We start from the raw sequence: 10386 nt of genomic DNA, 5'->3' as shown, positions 1-10386 counted from the left end.
ATAAAAATAAGATTTTCATATTTGTAATTATTATAATTCGGAATAAAAATCAACCAACTCATCAATCTGCGCATCAGTTACACCTACAGGTTTAAATTGTTTTAAACGTGTTTTAAGGCTGCTGAAACCAAAGGTTCTGCGTAATACATCTTGTTCTAACACACGAAAAGTATAACCTGAAACATTGTCATTGGGTCGTATAGTACTAGCACTATTTCCTTGGTTATGATCATCAAATAAATCAATAAACAAAGGGGTATAATATTCCCAATTCCCATTTTTACTATTTCGCTTATACCATAATTGTCTCCCCGCACCATCACCTAATTTTCCATGATTATAATTCCTAGCTGCATCGTTATTTAGCCAACGACCTTTTTCATTGTATTCAATATTTGTGAGCCTCCATTCAACAGCCTCAGCCCAGCTTTCCGGGATGATTCTACGATCTTTATTAAGCCATAACTCAGAAAAGCTATAACGTCCAATTAACTTATAGTGAGCGACGTGAGCTAATTCATGTATTGTTACAGCAAATATATCATTTGTGGGTTTCCAACTCCCGGTAGTGGTTCTACCATAAATATAAACATGGGGTTGTTGTGCAATATTTCTATATGGTATTGCAGAACTTGTTTTAGTCTGAGATGAATAACCTACCCTTAATCTACTTCTAAAAAATGAGTTAACATCAGGACTGCTGAGCCCATCACGATATAAATAAAAGTACCTCATTAATGCCCGGTGCATATGAGCATATCTCATAGAGTTATTTCTATCTGTTGCACTTCCTATTTGCAAATTCCAGTCGCCTTTACGTTTAGGACCATTATAGTAAGTTTGCACCCATGCACCAACCCCTAAAATAGAGACATTTCCGGCTCGTTCCTGTATATACCAACCAGATCGTTCCCATTTAATACTATAATTGGCTTTGCGCTTAAAAGACCCATTACAACGAAAATGTCCATTGCTGTCTGTAATTCCGGTATGGGTAGTAAACCATCTTCTGGCACGTACTTTTGCTCCTTCTACAGCTATTTGTTGTTTCAACACGTCATCCCATACAGTAATCCTGCCTGCTGGTGTCCATCTACTGGATTTGAGTTCGTTAGTGGAAAGATAATCTTCCATATTTCCGGTTAATTCAAATGCTTTTGACTCCAGAAGTTCCCACTTTGGAAAGTTCCCGGAACTTTTCAATAGAGTCTCATCTTCATCAATGATGAAAAGTTCTGCAAGGAGTTCATGTTTTACCTCTGGAATTGTGTAATCGTGAGGTAAAACTACATATTGCCATGTAATTACTGTATCGGGTAATGATGGATCATGATACCAGATACCTCCGGGAAGAATTTCAAAATCCAACGGATGATCATAAAAGACCAAGGTGGTATCCTGTTGAATTAAATCCATCTCGGTATCATCTGCCGGCAAAAACCTAACATACAAATGTGTGGTTTCAATGTCCGTTTCGTCTATGCTTCCGGATTTAAGCATTCCTTCATCCATTAGTTGGCGCAAGGCTTTACGCATGTTTTCAACCGAATAGGGATTTTCCAGCTGTCTCCCAAGTTGAATCATACCTTCATGCAACTCCGGTTCAGAATAGATCGGGTCAGGATCAACAACCTCAGGAACTTCGTTTGGAACGGTTAACGGCTCTTTATCGCAAGAGGTGGTTAACAACATAGAGAAGAGAAGAGAAGAGAAGAGAACATACCGTTCTCATTTTCCATTTGGGAAAGGATTGTCTTAATTGCTTCATTTTGAACAATTTTAAGTTAAAAATTAAGGTTATTGCATTTTAGTTACCGCATGCAAATTTAACGGTGTTTTATATTGTAAAAATAGTGTTTTTTTGATTAACTAAAGCGTAAAAATTATTTTAACATATGTTAAATAGATTGTCGCTAATGTCAAGTCAACCATACATCGACGTGTTGAAATCTTGAGTTTGGCAGTTCCCCCTTAAGGGTCAGGAGTGGAGCGCAGGATTAAATTCATTTGACAAATCATCAATGTCAAGCCTTTAACAAAATCCTCCCTTCAGACAAAAGTGTTACACATAATTCAAAAAAAATGTTAACACATTTATCTCTGTGCTCTTTGTGCTCTCATTTTGTATATTGTGATTAAATCTTGTTCTTTATATTACAAAACAACCGAAGGTTTTAATAGTCTAAAACACTTCGGTTGTTCAAATTTTCGACAAAAATTATTTCGGTTTAGAACTTATAACTCAAACCAATTCCGGGAATCCAGGCGCTGGTGTTGTATGTTCCAGGCAGTAAAGGCATTGTTGAGTCACGCTCCTCTCCCATTATATGCAGGATGGATGCGTCAACGCTAAGTCCTTCATTAATAAACCATGAAAACCCAAACGAAAGGCCGGTTTTATTTGTTCCGGGGGTTTCAGGCGTGAGGTATTGGTCTTTAATAGGGGTTTCATCATAATATACACCGGCTCTTAATAACACTGATGGGTTTAATGCATACTCAGCACCAAATCTGTATATCATAGTGTTTTCAAAATTCTTTGGCATGGATGAGTCTTCAACTGTTACCGTATTTTGCTCAAAATCAAAATCAAGCGATTTATATGCTGACCATCGCACATTTTGCAAATCCACAGCAAAAAACCACTTATCCGAGGCTTGCCATCCTACACCTAAAGTTAGATTGGCCGGCATTGGTAGCATGGAAGAGAATTTATTATCAGGAAAAAACAGATAGTTATCAGGAAGGTTAACGCCCTGCATAGCCATAGCCATGTTCAAGAAAGTTGGTATTTGTTCATCATGAGTAAAAGTAGCATCTCCGCCATCAAGTTCAATTTCAACTTTTGAGCGATAGCCTAAACCAACACTCAATTTTTCTGAAATTTGATAATACAATCCGGCACTATATCCGAATGATACGCTGTTTCCCTTTAGATTTACCTGCCCATCCGGGGCAGTAGCAGAGGGGTTCTGTGTTGCTTGCTGATAAAATGGATCCAGTGCCTGAAAACTAATGGCTCTATTCATATCAACAGCTCCAAACACCACAGACATTCCTGCTCCTAAACTTAAACAATCCGTAATTCGATACGACAATGTAGGTTGTACAAATATGGCCTGTAAAGAGATATCCTGAATCAGATATCTCCCTCTCCATTCATCGCCCCATTTTAATGAGTTTCCAAAAGGCGAAGTAACACCGATACCAGCCACCAGATTGTCGGTTAGTTTTCCTGCGGCATACACATAAAATGGTGTTCCTGTTGGGTTATCAGACTCTTCTTTTATTCCGCCTGCTTCAAATGAATTGCTTGAAAGGACAGCACTACCTCCGGCCGAAAAATCAAATTGGGAATTCATCATTCCCATAGCTCCTGGATTAAAGTGTATGCTGGTTGCACCCAATGACTGACCGGCTCCGGTATGTCCCATACCGGTTTGGCGATTGCTCTGCAGATTAACCTGATAACCTTCGGCGCTTATTGTTATTGAAATACTCAATAGCAAAATAATAAATGACAGTTTTCTCATAATCATATTTCAACTTTAGGGTTTAATAATTCTTAATAACAATAGATTTCTTTAGCTAAAGTAACTATTTTTTTAAATCACGCATTAATTTTTGCCGCAGACTAATGGAACGCATAAGGCAAATGTTCGTTTGTGTTTTGTTCAACTTTATGTAACTATTTAATTATATTTTTGTTAGATTCTGGATTGAGTTCAATAAGAAATGATTATAAAGAGATAAATCCGACTTAATTATTGAAATTTCGCTTGAAAATAATTTGTTTAGGCTATTGACTCCCGATAACTCGGGAGAACTTGCATGACAGTTATTTTTAAATTCGCATTATAATTTAATAGATCGTTAAACTTTTATATTTGTATGATTTTCACGCATATACAAAGCAATCAGCTAGATGCATAATTTGCTTATAATTAAGCATTTGCCATTGCGTGACATCTAAATTTCCAAAACTCTAACGATCTATTAGTATTATGAGTTGCCCAAATATGTGCGTTTTAGCACGATATTTTGATTAATCACCTAATTTGTATAGAATACGGAACTAACTAATGAAACCGAGAACTTCATCGATATTCTCTTAACAAAAAATAACGTAATGGTTTCATACTTTTGCTTATCTTTATTATTCTTAAGAAACACACAGAAAAACAACGAATATGATACTATCAACAGATTATAATACACTTGAGCAAAAAGGAATTACCGAAGATCAACTCAAAGAGCAAATAACAAGGTTTAATGAAGGATTTCCCGCTCTGGAAATCATTCGCCCTGCTATACCGAACAACGGCATAACGATTCTTAACGCCTCGGAAACTGAAAAATACGCAAACAAACTAAAGGATCAAATTGAGTCAGGCATCAGCGTCTCTAAATTTGTTCCTGCATCTGGTGCAGCCACCAGAATGTTTAAAGACCTTTATCAGTATTTAGAAAACCCTGTTCCACTTAAAACCCTTGAAATAAACCATCCTGTAGTAAAATTTATTGAGTTGCTGCCAAGATTTGCTTTTTTCGGATTAATTCAGGAAAAACTAAAAATCTACAATCTGAATAATGTTCATGTTCGAAAATCAAGAGCTGAAGATATCATTAAAGCTGTTTTAGGTGAAGAAGGGCTAAATTACGGACAGTTGCCAAAAGGGTTGATTCATTTTCATAAATATGAAAATGATATCAGGACTGCCATGGAAGAGCATCTGGCGGAAGGTGCAAGTTATGCCTTAAACAAGAATGGTTTGGTCAATATTCATTTTACTGTCAGTCCTGAACACCATGAACTCTTCAAAGAGATGCTTTACCAAAAGGGGCCCTTAATAGAAAATCGCTTTGATGTAGGTCTGGATGTATCATTCAGCTTTCAGAAACCACACACCGATACATTGGCTGTTACCCCTGATAATGAACCATTCAGGGATGAAAATGGACAATTGGTTTTTCGGCCGGGCGGACATGGAGCACTCATCGAAAACCTGAACGAACAAAATGCTGAACTGATATTTGTAAAAAACATTGACAATGTTGTACCCGAACACCTTTTGAATACAACCATTTCATACAAAAAGGCACTGGGTGGAATGCTTCTGGAGGTTAAGGAAACCATTTTCTCTTTTCTCGAACAGCTTGAAAAAGCACCGGCTCAAATTACCATTGAAAGAATTATAAAATTTATAAATGAGCAGCTATCAGTTAAGCTGCCGGAGAATTTCCCGGTTTTGTCCGATGATGAAAAAGTGAGTTACCTCAAGGGTTTTCTGAATCGGCCTATGCGAGTCTGTGGAATGGTCAAAAATGAAGGAGAACCCGGCGGCGGGCCGTTTATTATCAAAGAACAATCGGGACAGGAGTCATTGCAAATACTGGAATCATCACAAATTAACATGGATGATCTACATCAGGTTAAGCAACTAAAAAGTGCCACACATTTCAATCCGGTTGATCTGGTATGCTATGTAAAGAACTACAAAGGAGCGAAATTCGATCTAACAAAATATATCGATCCGCAAACAGGCTTTATATCAGAAAAATCGCTCAGTGGCCGACCACTTAAAGCACTCGAATTACCCGGGTTATGGAATGGTGCCATGGCAAATTGGATCACGCTGTTCGTGGAAGTTCCCATTGAAACCTTTAATCCGGTAAAAACCGTGAATGATCTACTACGACCACAGCATCAGCCGACAGTTTAGAACACTCCGAAAGATTCTTTTCAATAAATGCTGAAAGATCATTGTTTATGAGTAAATTTGTGGTCTAAAAACCGGATATATATGCATGAATCCTGGCATACCAACTATAATAGCATCAAAGAAGAAATTGAAAGATTTGAACAGATGGAAAATGGTCATAAAAACCATTTTTTTGATGTACACACCATTGAAAACATATTCGATTTCTTTTCCGATAAATTTCAGTTTGATAAAGCCGAACGCGTACTGCAAATTGGGATGCATCAACATCCGTATGCCACATCTTTAAAAATTAAACAAGCCATTGTTTTAATTGAAAAAGGCGAAGACCAGGCTGCAATACATTTATTAGAGGAGTTGAAAAGTCTGGAGCAGTCCAATCCCGAAGTATTTTTAAACCTTGGATTGGTATATCTGCGCAATAACCGAATCAACGATGCGCTTATTTGCTTCAACAACGCACTGGATTCTGCTTTTGAAGATCGGGATGAAATATTGCTTGATATTGCCATTAATCTCAACCAGGAAGAGGCTTTTGTTCATACCATATCTTTTCTGGAACAGGAAATAAATAATTATCCCGACAGCGAAAGCCTGCTGTTTGAGTTGGCTTATGCCTATGATAAGGAGTATAATCTTGATAAAGGTCTGGAGACTTATCTGAAAGTTATTGACATCAATCCATTCTCGGAAAACGCTTGGTATAATCTTGGCATTCTTCATATTAAGAACTGTGATTATGAAGCAGCCAATAATTGCTATGACTATACTCTTGCGCTGAATCCACGCCATGGAGAGGCTTTGTTTAACAAAGCCAACAACATGGTAAATTTGGATAGGTGCCAGGAAGCCATCGATATTTATATCGATTATATCTCGTATGGTTACGAAGAAATTCTGCCTTATCACTACATTGCCGATTGTTATGAAAGGATTGGTGATATTGAAATGGCCTTGCGGTTTTATCGTCTCGCCACCAAAACTGATCCCGCCTATATGCCGGTTTGGCTTAACTATTTGGCCTGTTTGATCAATCATCAATTTAAGAAGGAGTCGGTAAAAGCAGGAAAACTGGCCATTAAGTATCATCCCGACTTTGGGGAATTCTGGTATCTATACGGTCGTGCACTCTTACTAAACAAAAAGTACGACAAGGCTTACAAAGCTTTTGAAGAGGCCTTTGAAGATGATCCTGAAAGTTTGAGAAATTTCCATGAAATTTATCAACTGATTATGGTAGAAACACCTGCAAAACAGCGTGGGCGTCAGTTACAGGCTTGGTTAAAGAAGTATCCCGATTCACCGGCTGTGCATTTTATATTGGCCACTTACTATATTAAAGACAGCAGAAATGTTAAAAAAGCTGCCATTCATTTTGAAAAGGCCATGCAAAACGATCCCGGAAGTTTTGACTTATTAATTGACCTGATACCTGAACTGGACGGACCAATTGACCGCAGTCCGATACTCAGGAGCATTCTTTATAAGTATCTGATTCATGATGACGGTCCGTTTTAAAAACACAATTACCGGAACGTGCTCCCGAAATTATAGTTATATTTATACAAACTAAAATCCCAGGGTCATGAACTTTAATCTTCCATTTTTACCTGAACGAACTGAGAAACCCCGTGTTACCGGAGTCACCATGATGACGGATAAAGGTTTGAGTGTTCGGGAAACAGAGAGTTTTTGTGAGGGAATTTTTCCATACACCGATTTTGTTAAAATGGCCTTTGGTACCAGTCTTTTGATTCCATCACTGGAATCAAAGCTAAATATTTACAAAAGTGCTGAAGTAACGCCGGTGTTTGGAGGTACTCTGTTTGAACTGTTCTTCCACAGACAAATAATGGATGAATACCGCAAGTATCTTGACAAATATGGTATGGAGTATGTTGAAATTTCCGAGGGAACCATCAGCATCACCCGTGAGGAGAAGCTCTCGGCCATCATGGAATTCTCGAAAAACTATAAAGTCATTAGCCAAACCACCGGCACATTGCACGACGAGCATTTCAGCTTTGATAAATGGACAGAGCTTGCTTCGGAAGAGCTTTCTGCAGGAGCTTCTATGGTTATTGTGAAGGAGAGTGAGCAGATGCCGGTTTATGGCAAAGATGGGTTGGCACGATACATTCATGAAAATTCCGGTAAAAATTTAAATCCCGAGCAATTGATATGGGACAGTTCCGAAAAAAAGCATCAAATTGAACTTATCAATCTTCTCGGAAACAACGTTAACCTCTGTAATATTACACCCGAGGATATAATTTCATTAGAGACCAAACGACTGGGGCTTCACAGCTCTACTTTGTTGAAACTGATTCCGCCATTAACTGGTGAGGAAGAATAAAATTGAATTGTAATGATAAAAGAAAGCATTGGCCATGGCCTGAAAGGCATAGCCATGGGTGCTGCAAATGTGATACCCGGCGTTTCGGGAGGCACCATCGCTCTGATTACCGGAATATTTGAACGACTCATAAACGCCATAAAATCATTCGATGTTAAAGCCTTTCAAATGATTTTGAAAGGCAATTTTAAGGAGTTCGCGAAACATACCGATTTGGTTTTCCTGATAACGCTTTTCGCAGGTATTGCCGTGGCAATTCTCTCTCTTGCCAGAATACTTGAGTATATGTTCGTCCAACATCCGACTTATGTCTGGGCCTACTTTTTTGGCCTTGTTCTGGCATCGGTTTGGTTCGTTGGAAAAACCGTTGGAAAGTGGCATACCGGTTCCATCATCTCATTAATTGCAGGTGCCAGCATTGCTGTTTCAATCACTGTCATGTCTCCTGCATCTGAAAACGGAGCATTATGGTATCTTTTTATTTGTGGAATTGTTGCCGTATGCAGCATGATACTTCCCGGCCTAAGTGGTTCTTTTGTTTTAATACTGATGGGAAACTACCAATTGGTCATGATTCAGGCAGTCAACCAATTTCGACTGGACATTCTGATTCCTGTAATTGCTGGTGGAGCATTTGGCTTGATGGCATTTTCACGGTTGCTATCGTGGCTGATGAAGCGTTTTCCACATTCAACCATTGCTGTTTTAACCGGCTTTATAGCCGGTTCACTGGGGATTTTATGGCCATGGAAACATGAACTGACTGAAACATTTGGAGAAAAAACCAAAGTGATAGGTTATGATTGGTTCTGGCCACAGACCGATACAACATTTTGGTTGGCAGTACTTATATTTTTTACAGGAATTGCAACCATATATGCCACTGAATTAATTGCCCGAAGTAAAACAGAATAATTAAACGACTATGCGTACTTTTGGTTTAATTGGTTATCCTCTCTCCCACTCATTTTCGCAGGGATATTTTACTGAGAAATTCAAAAAAGAAAAGATTGATGCCAGATATTTGAATTTCCCGATAGCCTCCATCTCTGAGTTTAAAGGATTATTAGAACAACACCCTTATCTGGCCGGGTTAAATGTCACCATCCCTTATAAGGAGCAGGTTATCCCCTTCCTTGATGAACTGGATGAAGAAGCAGGACTCATTGGTGCTGTTAATGTGATTAAAATATCATGGAATAATAACAAACCTTTTCTAAAAGGTTTTAACAGCGATGTTACAGGATTTTTTAACTCACTGACACCGCTGATTAAACCTGAACACACCAAAGCTCTTATTCTGGGAACGGGCGGTGCATCAAAGGCGGTTTCACACGCTTTATTAAAGGCAGGCATCCTTTACCGGTTCGTAAGCCGAACTCCAAAGGCTCCGTCTCATGTTAGTTACGACTCTTTAACCCCTGAAATTATCTCTGAGTATAAAATCATCATTAACACATCCCCCATCGGAATGCACCCCAATACAGAGGAAGCACCTGATATCCCTTACGAGAGCATTACCGAAAACCACTTGGTTTATGACTTGATATATAATCCGGAGACCACCCTGTTCATGGAAAAAGCCGCTGAAAAGGGTGCAACCATAAAAAATGGCCTCGAAATGCTACATCTGCAGGCAGAAGAGGCCTGGAGGATTTGGAATATGGACTGATATTGAAACATATAATTGAGCCAATCTCAATTTTTTCCAATATAAAAGCGATGATTTATCAATAATTTAAAATAAAATCTATTTTTTAAGCAACCACACCGATTTCTATTCATCATATAATCATTGAATGAATAATTTTAAAATTTAAATCTATGTTTAGGTTGATGTTATTAATAGGAATAAGTATCGCACTTTTTTCATGTGAAAAGCAGGATGATTCTGAGTTAGATGATATAATTATCGGTAGAGATTTTGATCCTGAATTACTCGGAACCTGGGCAATGAATTCTACTTCAAGAGATTATGACAATGCTAATATATTTTGGATTGATTCAATACATTTTGGGGAGAACAATATTGGCAAACAAAGAATATATCAGTTTTCTGAACTGGAACGCGAAGTACCATTTCAGTATTACACGGATAATGATAATCTTTTTATATTTCGTAATAATAATTTAGAAAATTGGATTTATGAAATAAAAAATGACAGTTTAACCATAGTGTCAATATATTCAATTTACATAAGCTATTCTGACGTCTTAACTTACTTGAAATCAAAATAAAGTTGCCGTATCAGTTTTTACGAAAAACGAGCTTTCCAAAATAATTCTTTCTCTCTTGGGTTTTCTTGT

The 10386-nt window shown here is 37.9% G+C and carries 8 protein-coding genes; 6 read left to right on the top strand and 2 right to left on the bottom strand.

The annotated features are described in order from the left end of the window. Nucleotides 1-30: 30 nt before the first annotated feature. Nucleotides 31-1692 (bottom strand): hypothetical protein, encoded by a 1662-nt coding sequence (locus B5X70_RS11020; RefSeq protein ID WP_079557960.1) that lies wholly within the window; start codon nucleotides 1690-1692, stop codon nucleotides 31-33. Between the two features lie 536 nt (nucleotides 1693-2228). Then, nucleotides 2229-3533, bottom strand: a complete 1305-nt coding sequence (locus B5X70_RS11015) for an OmpP1/FadL family transporter (RefSeq protein WP_088328921.1) — start codon at nucleotides 3531-3533, stop codon at nucleotides 2229-2231. 657 nt (nucleotides 3534-4190) lie between these two features. On the opposite strand from B5X70_RS11015, the gene B5X70_RS11010 reads away from it, so the two are divergent. The 6 genes from B5X70_RS11010 to B5X70_RS10985 all read left to right on the top strand — a co-directional run bounded on the left by B5X70_RS11010 (nucleotide 4191) and on the right by B5X70_RS10985 (nucleotide 10317). Then, on the top strand, nucleotides 4191-5723 hold the full coding sequence (locus B5X70_RS11010; protein ID WP_079557958.1) for a DUF4301 family protein: 1533 nt from the start codon (nucleotides 4191-4193) through the stop codon (nucleotides 5721-5723). 81 nt (nucleotides 5724-5804) lie between these two features. Continuing rightward, complete coding sequence (locus B5X70_RS11005) at nucleotides 5805-7241, top strand: tetratricopeptide repeat protein (protein WP_079557957.1); 1437 nt, start codon at nucleotides 5805-5807, stop codon at nucleotides 7239-7241. 67 nt (nucleotides 7242-7308) lie between these two features. Continuing rightward, entirely contained in the window at nucleotides 7309-8079 is a 771-nt protein-coding gene (locus B5X70_RS11000; RefSeq protein ID WP_079557956.1) for a phosphosulfolactate synthase, read from the top strand. A 12-nt stretch (nucleotides 8080-8091) separates the two neighbouring features. Beyond that, nucleotides 8092-8994 carry a DUF368 domain-containing protein gene (locus B5X70_RS10995; protein WP_079557955.1) on the top strand — a complete coding sequence of 301 codons (903 nt, stop codon included), beginning with the start codon at nucleotides 8092-8094 and terminating at the stop codon, nucleotides 8992-8994. Nucleotides 8995-9004: 10 nt separating this feature from the next. Then, complete coding sequence (locus tag B5X70_RS10990; RefSeq protein ID WP_079557954.1) at nucleotides 9005-9751, top strand: shikimate dehydrogenase family protein; 747 nt, start codon at nucleotides 9005-9007, stop codon at nucleotides 9749-9751. A 164-nt stretch (nucleotides 9752-9915) separates the two neighbouring features. Then, nucleotides 9916-10317: a hypothetical protein gene (locus B5X70_RS10985; protein WP_157666546.1), complete on the top strand. Its 402-nt coding sequence runs from the start codon at nucleotides 9916-9918 to the stop codon at nucleotides 10315-10317. Nucleotides 10318-10386: the final 69 nt, after the last annotated feature.

The sequence above is a fragment of the Alkalitalea saponilacus genome (assembly GCF_900168165.1).
In the GTDB taxonomy this organism is placed as follows: Bacteria; Bacteroidota; Bacteroidia; order Bacteroidales; family Marinilabiliaceae; genus Natronoflexus; species Natronoflexus saponilacus.
This window is presented reverse-complemented; position numbering and strand designations above follow the sequence as displayed.